Origin of the sequence: Pseudomonas sp. TH08, from assembly GCF_016651275.1 — a bacterium.
In the GTDB taxonomy this organism is placed as follows: Bacteria; Pseudomonadota; Gammaproteobacteria; order Pseudomonadales; family Pseudomonadaceae; genus Aquipseudomonas.
The window spans coordinates 806,002-825,201 of record NZ_JAEKEE010000003.1; the positions used below are offsets into that span (position 1 = coordinate 806,002).

Genomic DNA, 19,200 nt, shown 5'->3' on the forward strand with positions numbered 1-19,200 from the left:
TCTTCGGGAGAGCAGACATGAAATCAGTCCATCTCAAAAAACTCGGCGCGCTGGCGCTGATGGTGCTGGGTACAACGACTCAGGTGCACGCCAGCGAAACGTTTCCCAACCTTCCGGCCAAGAACATCGGCGTTCAGGTGAAGATTCAGAACTTCTCTGCCGCTGACGCCGCGCAAATCAAATCGGCAGGCTTCGGTTTTGTACGCTTCGGCGTGTGGAGTGACAGCCTGAGTGCCAAGGCTTATCAGAAACAGGTCAGCGATGCGTTTGCAGCGGCCCAGTCTGCGGGCCTGCCGGTCTTGCTGACGGTCCGTGCGATCAAACCGTTGCCCGCAACCTCAAGCGCCGAGCTGGCCACCGCCGGGGAAGGCTTCGCTAAAGCCGTGACAGGGCTGCAGCAGTCGTACAGCGAGCAACTGGTAGCGATCGAGCTATGGAATGAGCCCGACCTGGAAACGTACTGGCCGACGCGTAATTTCGACACGACGTTTGTGCCGTTCATGAGCGGCGTATGCAAGACGCTGCAGGAGCAACCGCAATCGACCCCGGTGATCGGTTACGGCTTCGCCCGTCCACCCAGCGCTGGTTCAGCGTCCACCGTGGCGCTGAGCCGCATCGTCAGCGAATACCCCAAATGCCTGAACGCCGTTTCCTATCACCCGTATGGCATGACGGCCACGCAGATCAGTAATGCGCAGAACTTCATTCAGCAAAACTTTCATCTGCCGGGGGTGATCAGTGAATGGGGTATCTCGGCGCTCGCGTCCAACGGCGGCGCTGAAGGGCAAGCGAGCAAGATCGACGCGTTTATCGGCGATGTTAAAAAACTCAAGATCCCGCTGACCTCCATCTATGAATGGAAAAACAGTGATACGGGCAGTAATGATCGCGAGAAGAACTTCGGCCTGCTGACCTCTGACGGCCAGCCGAAACCGGCACGCCTGTCGGTCGAAGCCCTGTTGAACGCCGAATAGTCCCCGCGCAACCGGTCTGTACGCAGGTCGGTTGCTTTGAACCTGTTGGCGGTTTTGGCATCGTATTTACCGATAGCGCGCCCCCACCTTTCAAACAATCGTTCTCAGGTTGTTGCCACAGGGGCCATCGATACACGTATGTACCCTTGAGTGGCTGTCAGCGCTCGGGTAATGTCATCAGACCCATAGGATAGAGCACGCCCATGACTTCCAAGCTGGAACAACTCAAACAGTTCACCACCGTTGTGGCCGACACCGGCGACTTCGAAGCGATCTCCCGGGTCAAACCGGTCGACGCCACCACCAACCCTTCCCTGCTGCTCAAAGCGGCGGCCATTCCGGCGTACGCCGAGCTGCTGAACGCCTGTGTCAGCGACTGCAAGGGCGATGTCGGCCTGGCCAGCGACCGTTTCGGCGTTGCGGTAGGTCAGGAAATTCTCAAAGTGATTCCGGGCCGTATCTCCACTGAAGTGGATGCGCGCCTGTCGTTCGACAAGGACGCCGTACTCAAGCGAGCGCATCGCCTGATCGAGCTGTACGACAAGGCCGGCATTGGCCGCGACCGCGTACTGATCAAGATCGCTTCGACCTGGGAAGGTATTCGCGCTGCTGAAGTGCTGGAAAAGGAAGGCATTCAGACCAACCTGACCTTGCTGTTCTCCTTCGCCCAGGCCGCCGCCTGCGCCGATGCCGGCGTGTTCCTGATTTCGCCGTTCGTGGGCCGCATCTACGACTGGTACAAGAAAGCCAACGGCAACGACTACACCGGCGCTGATGATCCGGGCGTGCAGTCGGTGACACGCATCTACAACTACTACAAGGCCAATGACTACAAGACCGTGGTCATGGGCGCGAGCTTCCGCAACCTCAACCAGATCGAGCAACTGGCCGGCTGCGACCGCCTGACCATCAGCCCCGACCTGATCGACAAGCTGGCGGCCGATACTGGCAAGCTTGAGCGCAAACTGGCGCCAGGGCATGCCGGTGAAGCGCGTCTGAACCTCAACGAAGCGCAATTCCGCTGGTTGTCGAACGAAGACGCCATGGCTACCGAGAAACTGGCAGAGGGCATCCGTCAGTTTGCTCGCGACCAGGAGAAGCTTGAGGCATTGCTGCAAGCCAAGCTGTGATTTGAGTTAGCGACATGCAAAAAGGGCGAACCTGGTGGGTTCGCCCTTTTTTGTGGCTGGGAAATTCTTGGTGATCTTGCGGCCGCTTTCGCGAGCAGGCTCGCTCACACAAGGGATCCATGATCGACGCCGCATCAGTGTGGGAGCGAGCCTGCTCGCGAAGAGGCCAGGCCAGACACCATCACTTCATTAGATCAATGTCTTTCGAGGGCATTGACCAGATCATGAAACGCTTCACGATTGGAGTCGTTCAGGCCCATGAGGATCTTGTGCGCTTCAAGCACCTTGATTCGCACAACCTCTTCCGACTGATCCTGATCCGGCAGGTCGTCCAGGCACTCCGGGCAAGGCACGGGGTGGTTGACGATATTGAACACCTGCTCGAAACCCATCGATTGCAACAGACGGGTGATGTCATCGTGGGTGGTGACGACGGTCGGCAGCAGGCCGACCTTCTGCCGCGACAGGATCGACAACTTGGCCAACAGGCCCAATGTCGTGCTGTCGATGCTGCGGGTTTCGGTCAAATCGATCACGATCGCGTTGAAATTCAACGCGGTGAAGATTTTCTCAATAGTCGCATCCAACGCCGAACACAGGGTCAGGCGAACTTCACCGACGAACTTCAGCACGAAGGTGCCATCCTGCTCGGCGAACTGGATTCTACCGGTACTCATTAAAGATTCCTGCTCAACACCAACAGGGCGATATCATCCGGCATCTCCCCTAGCGTGGCCAATCCAAACACTTGCCGCAGACCATCCAGGCTGCCGCCCGCTGACTTCACCCGCTGGGGCAAAGCAGCTTCTTTTTCTTTGAGCGTGGGTTCTGGCAAAAGGTCCAGAATGCCATCCGACATCAGCGTCAGGCTGAACGTCGGCGGCAGCTCAAGCACGTGGTCTTCGTAGGTAGCTTCATTGAAGAGCCCCACCGGCAGACCACGTCCTTCCAGATAACGAACACTGTCAGGCGTATACAACACAGGCAACGGCAGATGGCCGCCGATGCTATAGGTCAACAAACCGGTCTCCTCGTCGATGACTCCACCGACCATTGTGACGTGTTTACCCAGCTTACAACTGATCAGCCCCCGGTTGATATGACCAAGGACTTCCGAAGGCTTGAATTCCGGCAATGTGCCGTTGCGCTTGGATTCGAACAACAGGCGCGTGGTCATGAATTTCAGCAACACGGTAACAAAGGCTGAAGACGCGCCATGACCGGATACATCCGCCAGGTAGAACGCAACCCGGCGCTCGTCGACACGAAAATAGTCGACAAAATCACCCGACAGGTACAGCGACGGGATGATCTGGTGAGCAAACTTGAACTCGTCAATGCTCCACGGACTTTCCGGCAGCATGTTCATCTGCACCTGGCGACCGGCGTTCTGGTCTTCCTGGAGCAGGTTCAGGCTGGCCGCGAGCTCGCGGTTAGCCTTTTCCAGCTTCTCGCGGTAGCGCTGGTTTTCCAGCAGCAGGCGCGCACGATCCAGGGCCCGACGCACAGAGTGCTCGAGCACGGCCAGATCTTCGAGAGGCTTGATCAGGTAGTCCGCCGCGCCCAGGCGCAGGGCCTCGACCGCGTCGTTCATCACACCGGCACCCGAAACGACGATCACCGGTGTTTGCGGCGACAGCTCGGTGACCTGACGGATAAGTTCGAGACCGCCCATCTGCGGCATACGCAGATCGCAGATGACCAAGTCGGGCTTGTCTTGCTCGAATACCTGAAGACCCTGTTGGCCATTGCTGGCCTGCAGGACGCTGAAACCACTGTCTTCCAAATAGGCCGCGAGGCTCGCGCGCACTACTTCGTCATCATCGATTATCAGCAGCGTGGCACTGGTTTTTGGCATGTGGGCAAACGGCGCCAGAATTAGGTTGGCGTAGTTGGCGAGGCATTAGGCCCGGCGCAGACTACTGGATTCGCTTTCTAGCCTCTCTGCTGCACCGCTTTCGATCAATGGCTCCGAACGCGAGTGCACCAGAGGTGCCCTTCTAAGGCGCAGACGGTACTCCCATCCGCGGGGCGTTTCAAGCATGCGCCGATGGTCGCTTGACGACTTTACTTGTCAAATCACCGAGAGTTATAAGAACAGCTCAAACCGTAACCCAATGGAAGGTTGAAGCCATGAGTCAAACCGGTCGGGACTACAGCGAAAAGCGCGATTTCATCCGTATGCGGGTCGATGCCGACGTCGTGCTGATTCATGAAGGCGATCAGGTTTCTGCCGTCTGCATCGACCTCTCCAGCAGCGGCATGCAGGTCGAAGCCCCCCGGCAATTCACAGTAGGCGACCGTCTGAGCGTGCGCATCGATTCCGAACACGCAGCACTCAGCGGCCTCGAAGCCGAGACCGAAGTAGTCTGGGTCAAGGCCAAGGACGGCGATAGCCAAAGGCTTGGCCTGACCATCCTGAAGATGAAATAGTCACTCACAAAAAAGGCGACCCTGAGGTCGCCTTCCTGTTTTTACCGGTCGAGATTAAAAATCGTCTTCGACCTGACCATCCTTCACCTTGAACTCGCGGTTCTGCAGGTAAGCGTTGCGGATGAAAGTGTACTTGTCGCCGCTGATCAGCTTCTCGCTCGACAGCAGGCTGGCGCGGGTGTCGACGATGTTCAGGCCGAAGATCGAGTTACGCACTGGCACGTCGTTGATGTAGCGGTACATACCGGTGTAGCTGTCGACATACTTGGAAGGCGCATCACGCAAAGTGCTTGGGCCCATCAGCGGCAGCATCACGTACGGGCCGCTGCCGACACCCCAGTAGCCGAGGGTCTGGCCAAAGTCTTCGTCGCTGCGGTTGAGGCCCATTTTGGTGCCGACGTCGAAGAAGCCGAGCAGACCGAAGGTGGTGTTGAAGATCAGGCGCGCGGTGTCGACGCCGGCTGCTGCCGGTTTGGCCTGCAAGATGTTGTTGGCAAGGTTGGTAACATCACCGACGTTGCGGAACATGTTGTGGATGCCGTCTTCCACGAATTGCGGTGTGACGAATTCATAGCCCTGCGCCAAAGGCTTCAGTGCGTAAGTGTCGACAAAATCGTTGAACTGGAAGATTGGGCGGTTAACGCTTTCCCAAGGGTCTTCTTCCGTTGCCGCCTGAGTGGCAAACGGAGCCAGCAACAGGCCGGCACATACACAAAGCTGAGCGAGCGGATTGCTCCAGCGCATAGAAAACTCCTTGGAATTGTACTGTCGCGGGCAACGAAGCTCGCGGTTCAAGGGCGACAGTATAAGCGTAAACGGCTTTTTGGGCAGTCCACCTGAATTGTGCCTGTAGGACGCGTCCTGCGAGGCCTGTCATCCAACTGTCACTGACCAGCCCTAGCCTTGACGCTATTTCAGGGACGTCTCCATGTCACAGGCCGAAATATTGCCCCTCGCTGTGCCCAGCCTGACTGCCGTGTTGTTCGGACTCAGTGGTTGTCTGGTGGATTTTGGCGCTCGCACCCGACAGCTCACCAGCGTCTTGCCTGAACACGCCGAAGCCACTCCCGGTGCGCTGGACAGTTTGCACAGCCTGCAACGCCAGCAGATTCCCTGCGCCTGGATTGACGAACTGCCCCCTGCCCTCGCCCTGCCGCTGTCGGCTGCTTTGCCGACTTGGGTAAAACCGTCGCAACATTCAGCAACAAACAATCCATGGCCCGCCCCCAACGCCTGCTGGCAAGCGCTGATGGGCTTGAACGTCGATCGTCTGGACGGCTGCGTACTGGTCAGCGGTGAGCCGAGACTGCTGCAAGCCGGCCTGAATGCCGGGTTGTGGACCATTGGCCTGGCCTCATGCGGTTCACTGTGCGGCCTGGCGCCGGCCGAATGGCAGGCCTTGACGCAGAAAGAACGCGAACAGCGGCGCGGCAAGGCGACCGTGCAGTTATTCGGCCTCGGCGTGCACTCGGTGATCGATCACCTGGGCGAGCTCGACACCTGCCTGGCGGACATCAGCCTGCGTCGTTGCAAAGGCGAAAAGCCCTGATCGGGATCATGCAGGTTGAACGAGAGTGGATTAATCTAAAGGTCAGCCATAGACCTTTGGCGCGCGGCTGCGGTCAATGCCAGTGCCTCTCGATAAAAGGAAAACACCATGCCCGCCCAAGAACTGCAAAAACAGCTCGATACTCTGCGCGAGCAGCTGGATCAGAATCCACCGCTGTCGGAAGTTGAGCGCGAGGATCTGCATGCGTTGATGGCGCAGATTGAATCGGAAATAAAACTGGAAACCGCCACGCAAGATGCGAGCATCGCCGACGGCGTGAACCTGGCGGTTGATCGCTTTGAACTTGAACACCCGGCCATCGCCGGCACCCTGCGCAATATCGTCAATGCGCTGGGCAGCATGGGGATCTGAGATTCCCTGTCCCACGAAAAAGCCCTGCCAGTGATGGCAGGGCTTTTTCATTTCAACTTTGGCAATGCATTCCCTTGTAGGAGTGAGCCTGCTCGCGATAACGGTGTATCAGGCGACATCCATTTTGAATGTCAGCCAGCTATCGCGAGCAGGCTCACTCCTACAGGGGGAGCTTTACTGACGCACCAACCGATGGTTCGGCAGCTGTACGCTTTCGGTGCTGCGATACGGGTTGATGTCCAGACCACCGCGACGCACGTAGCGTGCAAACACCGTGAGCTTCTCAGGTTTCAGCAGCCGCTGCAGATCAAGGAAAATCCGCTCCACACACTGCTCATGGAAGTCCGAATGCTGGCGGAAGCTGACGATGTATTCCAGCAAGCTCGCATGATCCAGTGCCGAACCACGATATTCCACCACCACCGTGCCCCAATCCGGCTGACTGGTGACGGGGCAGTTGGATTTCAGCAAATGGCTGTACACCGTCTCCTCGACGATCCGCGAATCATCGCAACGCAGCAGTTCCGGACGCGGGTGCGCGTAGTCGCTGACGCTGATATCCAGATCATCGATGCACACACCCGGCAGCGCCACGACGCCTTCGGCCTCAACCTCTTTGAGACTGCGAACCCGCACGCCCACCGGTTTGCCGGCAGCGGCGGACAGATCCTTGACCAGTGTCGCTTCCAGCGTGGCGATGTCGGCAAACGGCGTCTGATTCAGCGAGTTCAGGTACAGCTTGAACGACTTCGACTCGATGATGTTCGGCGAATCCGCCGGAATGCTGAATTCGCCGATGGCGACCACCGGTTTGCCGGATGGCAGCAGCCACGACAGCTCGAAGCAGTTCCAGAAATCCACACCTTTATACGGCAGGGTTTCGGCGGTCAGGCCCAGTTCGGCCCATTTCGCGGTGCGCGGAATCGGGAACAGCAAGGACGGCGTGTACGTGGCGATGTATTCGCTGGATTTGCCCAGCGGCGAATGTTCGGCTGCGGGATGCATGGCGGAAACCTGACTGAAGAATCAGCGGATTCTACCAGCCTTTGCCCGCGCCTTTGAGTGCTTACTGACTGACAGTCAGTTTGCCGACCATGCCCGCCTGATAATGACCGGGAATGTTGCAGGCGAACTCCAGACTGGTGGCCTTGCTGAAGGTCCAGGTCAACTCGGCGGTTTTGCCCGGTTCGACCAGCACGCTGTTCGGGTCGTCATGCTTCATCCCATGGCCCATCGCGCCGTGATCCATGCCCGCCATATCGTGAGGTATTTCCTTCACGCCAGTAGGCGTAAGCATGCCGCTCTGCTGCATTTGCAACATTTCCTGCTGATGTTTGGCATGCATCGCTGCGTCGCCAAGGTTGAATTCGTGCAGCAACTGACCTTTATTCACCAACACAAAGCGAATCGTCTCACCGGCCTTGATCTGAATCGCCTTCGGGTCGAACGACATATCGCCCATCACCACTTCAATACTGCGCGTGGCCTTGGCAGCCGGCGCTGGCTGGCCGAAGTCATAGGTGTGCGCTGGCGCGGCTGACACTGGCGCACTCAACGCCAACAGACATGCGGTCAAAGCCAGGGATGTGCGCAAAAACATGGTCGTACTCCAACAAGATAAGGTTCAGCCTGTGGGAAACTTTAGCCGGCCCGTGCTGGCATCCACCTGACAGGCAGATTACAACTTTGTCAGTTTGGCGCTTGGCGCCGGCTCTCACGGTATAAAGCTTTCATTCCTGCAACCGAGTCCCCCATGAAACTGTTGATCGTCGAAGACCAAGCGAAAACCGGTCAATACCTGCGCCAGGGCCTGACGGAGGCCGGGTTCAATACTGAGCTGGTGGCTGATGGCAACAGCGGCCAGCAACTGGCGTTGAGCGGTGAATACGCGCTGTTGATCCTCGACGTGATGCTGCCGGGGCGTAATGGCTGGCAGATTCTGCACGCGGTACGCAGCGCCGGGCTGGATACGCCGGTACTTTTTCTCACAGCCAAAGACGCTGTGGAAGACAGGGTTCATGGCCTCGAACTCGGTGCCGACGATTACCTGGTCAAACCGTTCGCCTTCTCTGAGTTGCTGGCACGAGTGCGCAGCCTGTTACGTCGCGGTAGCGCCTTGCCTCAGGAAACCAGCCTGCAACTGGCTGATCTGCGTCTGGACCTGATGCGCCGCCGCGTCGAACGCTCGGGCCAGCGCATCGACCTGACCGCCAAGGAGTTCGCCCTGCTTGAGATGCTTTTGCGGCGTCAGGGTGAAGTTCTACCAAAATCGCTGATTGCATCGCAGGTCTGGGACATGAATTTCGACAGCGACACCAATGTCATCGAAGTGGCGATCCGCCGTTTGCGTCTGAAAGTCGACGACGAATTCCCCAATAAACTGATCCACACCGTGCGCGGCATGGGTTACGTGCTTGAAGAGCGTTGCGCCTGATGCGCCGTTTGTCCCTGAGTTCACGCCTGGCCCTGCTGTTTGCTGCTTGCACCGCTGTGGTTTCGCTGTTCGCCGGTATCTTGTTCAACCGCGCCAGCGAAGCGCACTTCATCGAGCTCGACCAGCAACAACTGGACGGCAAACTGATCGGCCTGCGCCGCGCCTTGCAGGATGTGCAACCCGGTGAAAGTGCCGCGAGACTGGCCGACGAACTGAGTCGTCAGGCCGATCTGTCGCTGCGCATCACCGGGAGCGACGGCCAGCGTTGGTATGACAGTTCCATTCAGATTCCTGCGAACTTGCCGCAACAACCCGGCCTCGCGACCATCAGCAACGATGGCACCGAATACCGCGTGCTCAACGCCCCGCTCTACCCGGATAAAACCGACTCGCCGAACTTGACGTTGTTGCTCGACATCACCCATCACCAGCACTTTCTGCAACGCATGCAGCATCTGATCTGGCTGACCGTCGGCCTTTCAGCGCTGGCCACCGCATTACTCGGAGCCTGGGCCGCACGCAGTGGATTGCGGCCCTTGCGGCGCATGAGCGCGGTGGCCCGTGGGATTTCCGCACATTCGCTCAACGCCCGACTGCCGGAAGCGCAAATTCCACCTGAACTTGCGGAAATGGCCCACAGCTTCAACGCCATGCTCGCCCGCCTCGACGACTCTTTTCAGCGGCTTTCGGCGTTTTCGGCCGACATCGCCCATGAACTGCGCACGCCGCTGTCGAACCTGCTGACCCACACTCAGGTCACCCTCACCCGCCCACGGCCGATCGAGGATTACCGCGAAGCGCTGCACAGCAACCTCGAAGAACTGCAATGGATGGCGCAACTGGTCAACGACATGTTGTATCTGGCCAAGGCTGACCACGGTTTGTTGATGCCCAAGCGCCAACCGCTGGAGCTGGCGGATGAAACGGATGTGTTGCTGGAATTTTTCGCGCCGCTGGCGGAGGACGCCGGGGTCACGCTGACGCGTGAAGGCAATGCGCGAATCGAAGGTGACCGCAATATGTTGCGCCGCGCCTTGTCGAACCTGCTGGATAACGCGTTGCGGTTTACCCCGGCTGAGGGTTACGTGAGCTTGCGGATCGTTAATCAACCGAGCGCTGTGCGCGTTTCAGTCGAGAACAGCGGCGAGGGAGTTTCTGCGGAGTTGTTGCCACGACTGTTCGACCGGTTTTATCGGGCGGATCCGGCGCGACAGGAAGGTAGCAGTGAGCATGCGGGATTGGGGTTGGCGATCACTCAGTCAATCGTCCGCGCCCATGGTGGGCAGATTCATTGCGAATCAGAAGCGGGTTGGACGCGGTTTGTGATTGAGTTGCCCAAGGGAGATTGAAACTGTAGGAACTGCCGCAGGCTGCGATCTTTTGACTCTGTTTTTTGACAGCCAGAAGCAAGATCAAAAGATCGCAGCCTCGTTTCACTCGACAGCTCCCACAGGGGCGGGGCTGGAGCTTACGAATATCTCAGGGCGTGAGCCGGTTCGATCTTCGCCGCTCGCCACGCCGGATACACCGTCGCCAAAAAGCTCAGAATGAAACCCGCCGAGCAGATCAACAACACATCCCCGGCCTGCAATTCCGATGGCAGATTGCTGACGAAATACACGTCCGAACTGAAAATGTGTTGCCCGGTCACGCGCTCGACCCAGCCGACCATCTCACTGACATTCAGCGCGGCGATCACGCCCAGCACGCCGCCGATGATAGTGCCGACAATTCCGATCACCGTGCCCTGCACCATGAAAATCGCCATGATCTGCCGTGGCGTGGCGCCGATGGTGCGCAGGATGGCGATGTCCGCGCCTTTGTCGTTCACCACCATGATCAGCGTTGCGATGATGTTGAACGCCGCCACCGCGACGATCATCAGCAACAACAGGCCGATCATGGTTTTTTCCATCTTCATTGCGCTGAACAGGCTGCCCTGAGTATGGGTCCAGTCGTCAGCCTTGAAGTCGGCACCGAGGCCGCTGGCGATGTCCGAAGAGACTTTCGGCGCAGCGTACAAGTCTTTGACGGCCAGACGCACGCTTTGCACCTGATTCGGTTCCCAGTGCTGCATGGTCGCGGCATCGGCAACGTGGATCAGGCCCATCGAGCCGTCCAGCTCTGCGCCAACCTTGAACACGCCAACCACGTTCAAGCGCTGCATGCGCGGGGTAATGCCACCCGGTGCGGTGCTGACTTCCGGCACAATCAGGGTGATCTTGTCGCCGACATTCAGGCGGAAACGCCGTGCGGTGATTTCACCGATCACCACGCCGAACTCACCCGGTTTCAAGTCGTCGAGACGACCCTGCACGATGTGCTGAGCAACGATCGAGACTTTGCCTTCCTGTGCCGGATCGACGCCGCTGATCTGGATGGGCTGCATCAAGCCCTTGTAGGAGAGCATGCCTTCCATCTCGGTGAAGGGCACGGCAGCCGTCACTTCGGGATTTTTCATCGCGGCGGCGGCCACTGGCTGCCAGTCATCAATCGGCTTGACGCCAACGATGGTCGCGTGGGGCACCATGCCGAGGATGCGCGAGCTCATTTCGCGCTGGAAGCCGTTCATCACCGACAACACCACGATCATCGCCAGCACGCCAAGGGCGAGGCCGATCATCGAGGTCATCGAAATGAACGAAACAAAGCGATTGCGGCGCTTGGCTCGGGTATAGCGCGCGCCGATAAAGATCGATAACGGTCTGAACATTCGCTGGGGCACCGTATAAAAATAAAAGACCCGAAGCCTTTTCAGGCGTCGGGTTTCGACCAATCAGATAGGGGTCAAGCGACCTTCCTGCAAATGCAGGACGCGATCCATCTGACGGGCCAGGTTCATGTCGTGGGTCACCACCAGAAACGCGGTGCGCATCGAAGTGCTGAGTTCCAGCATCAAGTCCTGAATGCCCTGGGCAGTGTGCGAGTCGAGGTTGCCGGTCGGCTCGTCGAGCATCACCAGGCCCGGTTTGTTAACCAAGGCGCGGGCGATGGCCACACGTTGACGTTCACCACCGGACAATTCCGCCGGCTTGTGCTCCAGACGATGGCCCAGGCCCACCCGCTCCAGCAATGCCGTGGCGCGCTGACGGGCCTCCGGGATTGGCGTCTTGCCGATCAACAGCGGCATGCAGACGTTCTCCAGCGCAGTGAATTCCGGCAGCAAGTGGTGGAACTGGTAAACGAAGCCCAGCGCGCGGTTACGCAGCAGGCCACGCTTTTTCTCGCTCAACGCGGACAATTCCTCACCGTCGAGCCAGACACTGCCCGTCGTTGGCGTGTCGAGGCCGCCCAGCAGGTTGAGCAAGGTACTTTTGCCCGAACCCGAGGTGCCGACAATCGCCACACGCTCACCCGGATTCAACTCCAGTTGCAGACCGGCCAGCACTTCTACCGACTCCGGGCCTTCCTCGTAGGATTTGCCCAGGTTGCGGCAGCTCAAGATTGCTTTTTCACTCATGCCCGACTCACTCATAACGTAGCGCCTCCGCCGGCTGGGTGCGCGCGGCACGCCAGGCTGGGTACAGGGTGGCGAGGAAACTCAGAACCAACGCAGCGGCGCAGACCATGACAACGTCCTGGCTCTGCACTTGCGAGGGAAGATAATCAATGAAATACACGTCAGCATTAAGGAATTTGTGGCCGATCAGCCCTTCGAGGGCGGAGATCGCGGCGCTGACGTTAAGCGCGGCGAAAATCCCCACCACCGCGCCGATCGCTGTGCCGACCACGCCGATCACCGTGCCTTGCACCATGAACGTGCGCATGATCGTGCCCGGCGTCGCGCCCAATGTGCGCAGAATGGCGATGTCGCCCTTCTTGTCGTTCACCACCATCACCAGTGTGGAAATGATGTTGAACGCGGCAACGGCGACGATCAGCAGCAACAGTAACCCGATCATGGCTTTTTCCATGCGGATCGCCTGGTACAGATTGCCGTGGGTACGGGTCCAGTCGCGGGCGTAGTAATGATCCTCGCCGAGTTGCTGGGCGATGTTCCACGCTACACGCGGCGCCTGGAACAGGTCGTCGAACTTCAGGCGGATGCCCTGCACCTGATCAGGTTTCCAGCGGTGCATTTTTGCCAGATCCTGCAGGTTGGTGACGCCCAGGTAGCCATCGAGCTCACCGGCGCCAACATGGAAAATGCCGACCACGGTGAAGCGCTTCATGCGCGGGAACATCCCGGCCGGGGTCACGCTGACTTCCGGTGCGACGAAGGTGACCTTGTCACCAATGCCCACGCCGAGCTTGGTCGCAGCCTTGTCGCCGATGACGATGCCGAAGCTGCCCGGCGTCAAATCGTCGAGTTTGCCCTGCTTCATGAAGTTGTCGATGATCGACACATTGCGCTCGAGCGCGGGGTCGATGGCATTGAGCAACACTTTGGACACCTGACCTTTATTGGTCAGCAGGCCCTGCATCTGGGTGAACGGCGCAACGGCCGTCACCTGCGGGTTCTGCTTGACCTTGGTCGCCAGGCTTTGCCAATCGTTGATCGGTTCGGTGGATTCAATGGTCGCGTGGGGCACCATGCCCAGCACGCGGGTGCGCATCTCATGATCGAAGCCGTTCATCACCGAGAGCACAACGATCATCACGACCACGCCAAGGGCGAGCCCGATCATCGAAGTCAGGGAAATGAATGACACAAAATGATTGCGACGCTTTGCACGGGTATAACGCGTGCCGATAAATACGAAGAGAGGTCTGAACATGTCGGGGCTTGTTCGGAGGGAAAAGGAACGTCCTTGTGGCGGGGGTCGATAACCAGCTTTACACTCAGACCACCGCCGCTACCATGGGTTCGCCATGTCGACATTAGATGAAGAAGATCGCCGCGAATACTACCGTATCGAGGACACGATCGCACTGGAAATTCGGCCCCTGTCCGCTCCCGAAGCCGCAGGCCAGGAAGTGTTGCAGGATGCTTCCCCACTGTTCAACCTGCTCAGCGAACTGCACCTCAGCGAATTCGAGTCGCAACACCTGTTGCGCCAGATCAGCGAGCGCGACCGGGCCATCGCCGCGTTCCTGAAATCCCAGAACAAACGTATCGACCTGCTCAGTCAGGTGGTCGCCCTGACCGTGCTGGGCCAAATTGGCGAGCCACAGCCGGTGATCATCTCTGAGGGCGGGATCGACTTTCAGCACCCGACACCGATCGCTACCGGCGCACACCTGTCGATCAAACTGGTGCTGATGCCGCAGGCGCTGGGCCTGTTGCTACGCGCCCGCGTCACCCATTGCGACCCCAAGGGCGAGGGTTATGACGTCGGCACCGAGTTCGAACACTTGACCGATGCCCAACGCCAGTTGCTTGCCCGCTATATCTTGCAGAAGCAGGCCCAGGAGCGACGTCTGGCCCGCGAACAGAACGAATCTGGCATTTAAATAAGGAAGCACCGTGACCCTCATCTACGGCCACCGCGGCGCCAAGGGCGAAGCACCGGAAAATACCCTGACCAGCTTTCAGGAATGTCTCAAGCACGGCGTGCGCCGTTGCGAACTGGATCTGCACTTGTCCAAGGACGGTGAGTTGATGGTCATCCACGACCCGACCCTCAAGCGCACCACCGAACGGCGCGGCAAGGTCGTCGAACACACTGCGGCGGATCTGGTGACCTACGACGCACGCAAGGGCGGCCCGGGCTGGATCAAGCCATGCCCGATTCCAACGTTGGAAGAGTTGTTCGAGAAGTGCGATTTCGAGCACTGGCAGCTTGAAGTCAAAAGCGCTTCACGCACCCGCGCGGCAACCACTGTGCTGGCCATTCGGGAGATGGCTCAGCGTCATGGCCTGCTGGACAAGGTCACAATCACCTCGAGTTCGCGGGAAGTATTGAAAGCAACGCTGGATCTGGTGCCGGACGTGTCACGCGGACTGGTAGCCGAATACGCCTGGCTCGACCCGTTGAAGGTCGCCCAGAGTTATGGCTGTGAGATTCTTGCGCTGAACTGGACGCTGTGTACGCCGGAACGCCTGCAGAAGGCGCAGCGTCAGGGGCTGCATGTGTCGGTGTGGACCGTCAACGAGCCTGCGCTGATGCGCAGACTCGCCGACTTCGGCGTTGACAGCCTGATTACAGACTTTCCCGGTTTGGCCACTGCCACGCTCGAGAATTGCTGAAATCGGTCTCCCCGGCCGGCTCAGGCCACCGGCCGGAGCCCGTCAAAAAAGCCGGTTGAGGCCGTCGTAAGCCGCTACCCGATAGGCTTCGGCCATGGTCGGGTAGTTGAACGTGGTGTTGACGAAATACTTCAACGTGTTCAATTCGCCCGGCTGGCTCATGATCGCCTGACCGATGTGCACGATCTCCGACGCCTGATAACCAAAGCAGTGAACGCCCAGCACTTCCAGGGTTTCACGATGGAACAGGATCTTCAGCATGCCTTGCGGCTCGCCGGCGATCTGCGCACGCGCCATGCTCTTGAAGAAGGCCTTGCCGACTTCGTACGGCACTTTGGCCTGGGTCAGCTCCTGCTCGTTCTTGCCGATCGAGCTGATCTCCGGAATGGTGTAGATGCCGGTCGGCACGTCATTCACAAAGCGCCAGCTGTTGTTATCGACGATGCTGCCAGCGGCCGAACGGCCCTGATCGTGGGCGGCACTGGCCAGGCTTGGCCAGCCGATCACGTCACCGGCACCGTAGATGTTCGGTACACAGGTGCGATAAGCCTCATCGACTTCGATCTGGCCACGGCTGTTGACCTTGACGCCGATGTTTTCCAGACCCAGCTGGTCGGTGTTACCGGTACGGCCGTTGCACCAGAGCAAGGCGTCGGCCTTGATTTTCTTGCCGGACTTGAGGTGCAGAATCACGCCGTTGTCGACGCCTTCAACGCGGTCGTAATCTTCGTTGTGGCGCACGGTGATGTTGTTGTTGCTGAAGTGATAGCTCAGCGCCTGGGATATTTCCGAGTCGAGGAAGCTCAGCAACTGACCACGGTTGTCCACCAGCTCAACCAGTACACCAAGACCACTGAAGATCGAAGCGTATTCACAGCCGATCACGCCAGCGCCGTAAACGATCAGTTTGCGCGGGGTGTGGCCGAGGCTGAGGATGGTGTCGCTATCGTAGATACGCGGGTGGTGGAAATCGATGTCGGCCGGGCGATATGGACGCGAACCGGTGGCAATGATGATGTGCTTGGCCACCAGTTTTTCGACCACGCCGTTGGCGCAGACGACTTCGATGGTTTGTTCATCGGCGAAGCTGCCGGTGCCGAAGAACACGTCGACGCGGTTACGGGCGTAGTAGCCGGTGCGCGAAGCGACTTGTTTGGAAATGACCTTCTCAGCGCTTTTCAACACGTCCGGGAAGGAGAACCAGCGCGGCTCGCCAATCGCCCGAAACATGGGGTTAGTGTTGAACTGCATGATCTGCCGCACCGAGTGACGCAGTGCCTTGGACGGGATGGTACCGAGGTGGGTGCAGTTGCCGCCGACCTGGCGACGGCTGTCGACCATCGCGACCTTGCGCCCTGCTTTGGCGGCGTTCATTGCCGCGCCTTCTCCCGCCGGGCCGGAACCCAGCACCACCACGTCGTAGTTGTAGACAGCCATGCGTACTCCTCAGAACAGGCCGCGGTGCCAGCGGCACCTGCGGCTAAATCACGCCGAACGGCGGCGCGAAGGAACAATTGGGGGTCAATCAAGAACCCGGACACAGTCTATAGAAGCGTCAACGCCGCGCACATTAACCCTTGGTCGCGTCGTAGGCTACTTTTGCCTGCACTACAACGCCAGCTTTCGTATTGCCCTCAGTCAGTTTTTGCGCCACTGAGCCGCTCGAAAGCCTTGCTGGTGCGGATGACGAAACCTGCATCGGCACGAATGACAAAGAATGCACCTATGTCATGTTTTTCGGCATAGTCCCACGCCTTTTCGGGACCAAGAATAAGCAACAGCGTCGATAGTCCATCGGCCATCAACGCTGAAGGATGAATCACCGTGACTGACGCCAGGTTGTGTAGGACTGGCGCACCGCTACGCGCATCGAACGTGTGGGAATAGCGCCGACCATCCTGCAGGAAATAGTTGCGATAGTCGCCGGAGGTGGAGACGCCATAGCCGTCGACGTTGATGATGCGCTCGGCGACCTGCTGATCGTCACGCGGTTCTTCCAGAGCGATTCGCCAGGGTGAGCCATCGAGCTTTTTGCCCTTGGCCTTGAGTTCGCCGGTGGCTTCGGCGAGGTAATCGTCGATACCCATGGCGTCGAGCCGGGCCGCGATGGTGTCGACGGCATAACCTGCGGCGATGCTGTTGAAATCGACTTCGACAGCTGCGTCCTTGCACAACTGCTCGCCATTGATGTGCAGATGCCGATACCCAACCCGCTGTAGCACTTCGGCCAGAGCGGCGGCATCAGGGACTTTCTCCTCACGACCTTGCGGGCCGAAACCCCAGAGATTCATCAGCGGCTCGACGGTGAGGTCGTAGGAACCGTCGCTTTGCACTGACAGTTGTTCGCCGACGCGGATCAATTCGAGCACCGATGCGGGCATCGTCTGACAGCTATTGGCGGGCAAAGCGTTGAAGCGTTCGATGTCTGAATCATTGCGGTAGGTGGACAGCTGCCGATCGACTTCAGCGAGGATGCCTTCTACTTCCCTGCGAACTTGCGATGAATCGGGACCACCTGCATGACGCACGTACTTAATCGAATACGTGCTGCCCATGGTAGGGCCACCGAAACTCTCGATCGAATCGCCATTGCCACAACCCGCCAATACGCCAGCCAGCATCACAAACCCGCCCCATCGTCCAATGAACAATTCTTCATCTCCCCGCAAAACCGCGCCAGCCATTATGAATCAAAGGGCCCGCTCGCTCCCAACGGATGCAACGCGCTTCTAAAATCCAATAAAGAGTATCTAAAAATGTCCACTTCCACGGGCAAAGGCAAAGCGATCTTTCGCGTTGTCAGCGGCAACTTCCTCGAAATGTTCGACTTCATGGTCTACGGCTTCTACGCCACGGCCATCGCCAAGACCTTCTTCCCGGCCGACAGCGCCTTCGCTTCCCTGATGCTCTCGCTGGCGACCTTCGGCGCCGGGTTCCTGATGCGTCCGCTGGGGGCGATTTTCCTCGGTGCCTACATCGACCGTCACGGTCGTCGCCAGGGCCTGATCATCACGCTGGCCTTGATGGCTGCCGGTACGGTGCTGATTGCCTGCGTTCCGGGATACGCCACACTCGGCGTTGCCGCGCCACTGATCGTGCTGTTTGGCCGATTGTTGCAAGGCTTCTCGGCGGGCGTCGAACTGGGCGGTGTCTCGGTGTATCTGGCGGAAATCGCCACGCCGGGCCGCAAGGGCTTTTTCGTCAGTTGGCAGTCCGCCAGCCAACAGGCGGCCGTGGTCTTCGCCGGCCTGCTCGGCGTCGGCCTCAACCACTGGCTGAGCCCGGAACAAATGGGCGATTGGGGCTGGCGCGTGCCGTTCCTGATCGGCTGCATGATTGTGCCGGTGATCTTCGTGATTCGTCGTTCACTGGAAGAAACGCCGGAGTTCCAGGCGCGTAAACACCGCCCTACCCTGCGCGAAATCGTCCGCTCGATCGGCCAGAACTTTGGCATCGTCATCGCCGGCATGGCATTGGTAGTGATGACCACCGTGTCGTTCTACCTGATCACCGCCTACACGCCGACCTTCGGCAAGGCCGAGTTGCACCTGTCGGACTTCGACGCGTTGCTGGTGACGGTGTGCATCGGTCTGTCGAACTTCTTCTGGTTGCCGGTGATGGGCTCGGTTTCCGACAAGATCGGGCGAAAACCCCTGCTGCTGGCGGCGACGATTCTGGCAATTCTTACGGCTTATCCGGCGCTGTCGTGGCTGGTGGCGAACCCGAGCTTCAGCCATCTGCTGATCGTCGAACTGTGGTTGTCGTTCCTCTACGGCTCGTACAACGGTGCGATGGTCGTGGCGCTGACCGAAATCATGCCGGTAGAAGTTCGTACCACCGGTTTCTCGCTGGCCTACAGCCTGGCGACGGCGACTTTCGGCGGCTTTACGCCGGCGGCGTGTACTTATTTGATTCATGTGCTGGACAACAAGGCTGCGCCGGGGATCTGGCTCAGCGGTGCGGCGGTGCTGGGGTTGATTGCGACGCTGGTGTTGTTCCGTGGCAACAAGCATGCCCTGCGCACGGCGCAGGCGGCCGTGCCCGGCGGCGCCCGATAGGACGCCATCACGAGCAAGCTCACTCCTACATTGGATCTGTGTAGTTCACAAATCTCAATGTAGGAGCAGAGCTTGCTCGCGAAGGGGCCAGCAGCGACAACACACCTCTAAAAGGCACAC

At 58.9% G+C, this 19,200-nt stretch carries 20 protein-coding genes; 10 read left to right on the top strand and 10 right to left on the bottom strand.

The window, feature by feature from the left end; all coding sequences use genetic code 11:
- The first annotated feature begins 17 nt into the window (after positions 1–17).
- Complete coding sequence (locus tag JFT91_RS16945; RefSeq protein ID WP_201204929.1) at positions 18–974, top strand: cellulase family glycosylhydrolase; 957 nt, start codon at positions 18–20, stop codon at positions 972–974.
- Positions 975–1,177: 203 nt separating this feature from the next.
- Complete coding sequence (tal, locus tag JFT91_RS16950) at positions 1,178–2,104, top strand: transaldolase (RefSeq protein WP_201149666.1); 927 nt, start codon at positions 1,178–1,180, stop codon at positions 2,102–2,104.
- Positions 2,105–2,298: 194 nt separating this feature from the next.
- On the opposite strand, the gene rssC is transcribed toward tal, so the two are convergent.
- Both rssC and rssB read right to left on the bottom strand, forming a co-directional pair.
- Positions 2,299–2,781, bottom strand: a complete 483-nt coding sequence (gene rssC, locus JFT91_RS16955) for an anti-sigma factor antagonist RssC (protein WP_042560140.1) — start codon at positions 2,779–2,781, stop codon at positions 2,299–2,301.
- Complete coding sequence (rssB, locus tag JFT91_RS16960) at positions 2,781–3,962, bottom strand: two-component system response regulator RssB (protein WP_201149668.1); 1,182 nt, start codon at positions 3,960–3,962, stop codon at positions 2,781–2,783. The genes rssC and rssB overlap by 1 nt, the downstream gene beginning before the upstream one ends.
- A gap of 275 nt (positions 3,963–4,237) precedes the next feature.
- Here rssB and JFT91_RS16965 point away from each other — a divergent pair, with 275 nt between their 5' ends.
- On the top strand, positions 4,238–4,537 hold the full coding sequence (locus tag JFT91_RS16965; RefSeq protein ID WP_201233177.1) for a PilZ domain-containing protein: 300 nt from the start codon (positions 4,238–4,240) through the stop codon (positions 4,535–4,537).
- A gap of 54 nt (positions 4,538–4,591) precedes the next feature.
- Here JFT91_RS16965 and JFT91_RS16970 read toward each other — a convergent pair whose 3' ends face one another.
- On the bottom strand, positions 4,592–5,281 hold the full coding sequence (locus JFT91_RS16970) for an MlaA family lipoprotein (protein WP_201233178.1): 690 nt from the start codon (positions 5,279–5,281) through the stop codon (positions 4,592–4,594).
- Positions 5,282–5,465: 184 nt separating this feature from the next.
- Between JFT91_RS16970 and pcrP the strand changes: the two genes are divergently transcribed.
- The gene (gene pcrP, locus JFT91_RS16975) at positions 5,466–6,086 is read left to right on the top strand and encodes an HAD superfamily inactivated hydrolase PcrP (protein ID WP_201233179.1); all 621 of its coding nucleotides are present in this window, start codon (positions 5,466–5,468) and stop codon (positions 6,084–6,086) included.
- A 108-nt stretch (positions 6,087–6,194) separates the two neighbouring features.
- The gene (locus JFT91_RS16980) at positions 6,195–6,458 is read left to right on the top strand and encodes a DUF4404 family protein (protein WP_201149674.1); all 264 of its coding nucleotides are present in this window, start codon (positions 6,195–6,197) and stop codon (positions 6,456–6,458) included.
- Positions 6,459–6,632: 174 nt separating this feature from the next.
- Here the strand turns inward: JFT91_RS16980 and queF are convergent, their stop codons facing one another.
- Both queF and copI read right to left on the bottom strand, forming a co-directional pair.
- On the bottom strand, positions 6,633–7,463 hold the full coding sequence (queF, locus tag JFT91_RS16985; protein WP_201233180.1) for an NADPH-dependent 7-cyano-7-deazaguanine reductase QueF: 831 nt from the start codon (positions 7,461–7,463) through the stop codon (positions 6,633–6,635).
- Positions 7,464–7,524: 61 nt separating this feature from the next.
- Complete coding sequence (gene copI / locus JFT91_RS16990) at positions 7,525–8,058, bottom strand: copper-resistant cuproprotein CopI (RefSeq protein ID WP_201233181.1); 534 nt, start codon at positions 8,056–8,058, stop codon at positions 7,525–7,527.
- A gap of 153 nt (positions 8,059–8,211) precedes the next feature.
- On the opposite strand from copI, the gene JFT91_RS16995 reads away from it, so the two are divergent.
- Together JFT91_RS16995 and JFT91_RS17000 are read left to right on the top strand one after the other, a co-directional pair.
- Complete coding sequence (locus JFT91_RS16995) at positions 8,212–8,892, top strand: heavy metal response regulator transcription factor (protein WP_201233182.1); 681 nt, start codon at positions 8,212–8,214, stop codon at positions 8,890–8,892.
- On the top strand, positions 8,892–10,241 hold the full coding sequence (locus tag JFT91_RS17000; RefSeq protein ID WP_201233184.1) for a heavy metal sensor histidine kinase: 1,350 nt from the start codon (positions 8,892–8,894) through the stop codon (positions 10,239–10,241). Before JFT91_RS16995 ends, JFT91_RS17000 begins: the two co-directional genes overlap by 1 nt.
- Before the next feature lie 119 nt (positions 10,242–10,360).
- Here JFT91_RS17000 and JFT91_RS17005 read toward each other — a convergent pair whose 3' ends face one another.
- The 3 genes from JFT91_RS17005 to JFT91_RS17015 all read right to left on the bottom strand — a co-directional run bounded on the left by JFT91_RS17005 (position 10,361) and on the right by JFT91_RS17015 (position 13,610).
- The gene (locus tag JFT91_RS17005; protein WP_201226596.1) at positions 10,361–11,605 is read right to left on the bottom strand and encodes a lipoprotein-releasing ABC transporter permease subunit; all 1,245 of its coding nucleotides are present in this window, start codon (positions 11,603–11,605) and stop codon (positions 10,361–10,363) included.
- 63 nt (positions 11,606–11,668) lie between these two features.
- Positions 11,669–12,352, bottom strand: coding sequence for a lipoprotein-releasing ABC transporter ATP-binding protein LolD (gene lolD, locus JFT91_RS17010; protein ID WP_201226597.1), 684 nt, complete (start codon positions 12,350–12,352; stop codon positions 11,669–11,671).
- Positions 12,353–12,359: 7 nt separating this feature from the next.
- On the bottom strand, positions 12,360–13,610 hold the full coding sequence (locus tag JFT91_RS17015; protein WP_201233186.1) for a lipoprotein-releasing ABC transporter permease subunit: 1,251 nt from the start codon (positions 13,608–13,610) through the stop codon (positions 12,360–12,362).
- Between the two features lie 94 nt (positions 13,611–13,704).
- Between JFT91_RS17015 and JFT91_RS17020 the strand changes: the two genes are divergently transcribed.
- Together JFT91_RS17020 and JFT91_RS17025 are read left to right on the top strand one after the other, a co-directional pair.
- The gene (locus JFT91_RS17020; RefSeq protein WP_201226599.1) at positions 13,705–14,286 is read left to right on the top strand and encodes a PilZ domain-containing protein; all 582 of its coding nucleotides are present in this window, start codon (positions 13,705–13,707) and stop codon (positions 14,284–14,286) included.
- A gap of 13 nt (positions 14,287–14,299) precedes the next feature.
- The gene (locus JFT91_RS17025; RefSeq protein WP_201233188.1) at positions 14,300–15,022 is read left to right on the top strand and encodes a glycerophosphodiester phosphodiesterase family protein; all 723 of its coding nucleotides are present in this window, start codon (positions 14,300–14,302) and stop codon (positions 15,020–15,022) included.
- Positions 15,023–15,064: 42 nt separating this feature from the next.
- Here JFT91_RS17025 and sthA read toward each other — a convergent pair whose 3' ends face one another.
- Together sthA and JFT91_RS17035 are read right to left on the bottom strand one after the other, a co-directional pair.
- Positions 15,065–16,459 (bottom strand): Si-specific NAD(P)(+) transhydrogenase, encoded by a 1,395-nt coding sequence (sthA, locus tag JFT91_RS17030; protein ID WP_007907752.1) that lies wholly within the window; start codon positions 16,457–16,459, stop codon positions 15,065–15,067.
- Between the two features lie 197 nt (positions 16,460–16,656).
- Entirely contained in the window at positions 16,657–17,643 is a 987-nt protein-coding gene (locus JFT91_RS17035) for an FAD:protein FMN transferase (protein WP_201233240.1), read from the bottom strand.
- A gap of 135 nt (positions 17,644–17,778) precedes the next feature.
- Between JFT91_RS17035 and JFT91_RS17040 the strand changes: the two genes are divergently transcribed.
- Positions 17,779–19,080, top strand: coding sequence for an MFS transporter (locus JFT91_RS17040; protein ID WP_201233190.1), 1,302 nt, complete (start codon positions 17,779–17,781; stop codon positions 19,078–19,080).
- The last annotated feature ends 120 nt before the right edge of the window (positions 19,081–19,200 follow it).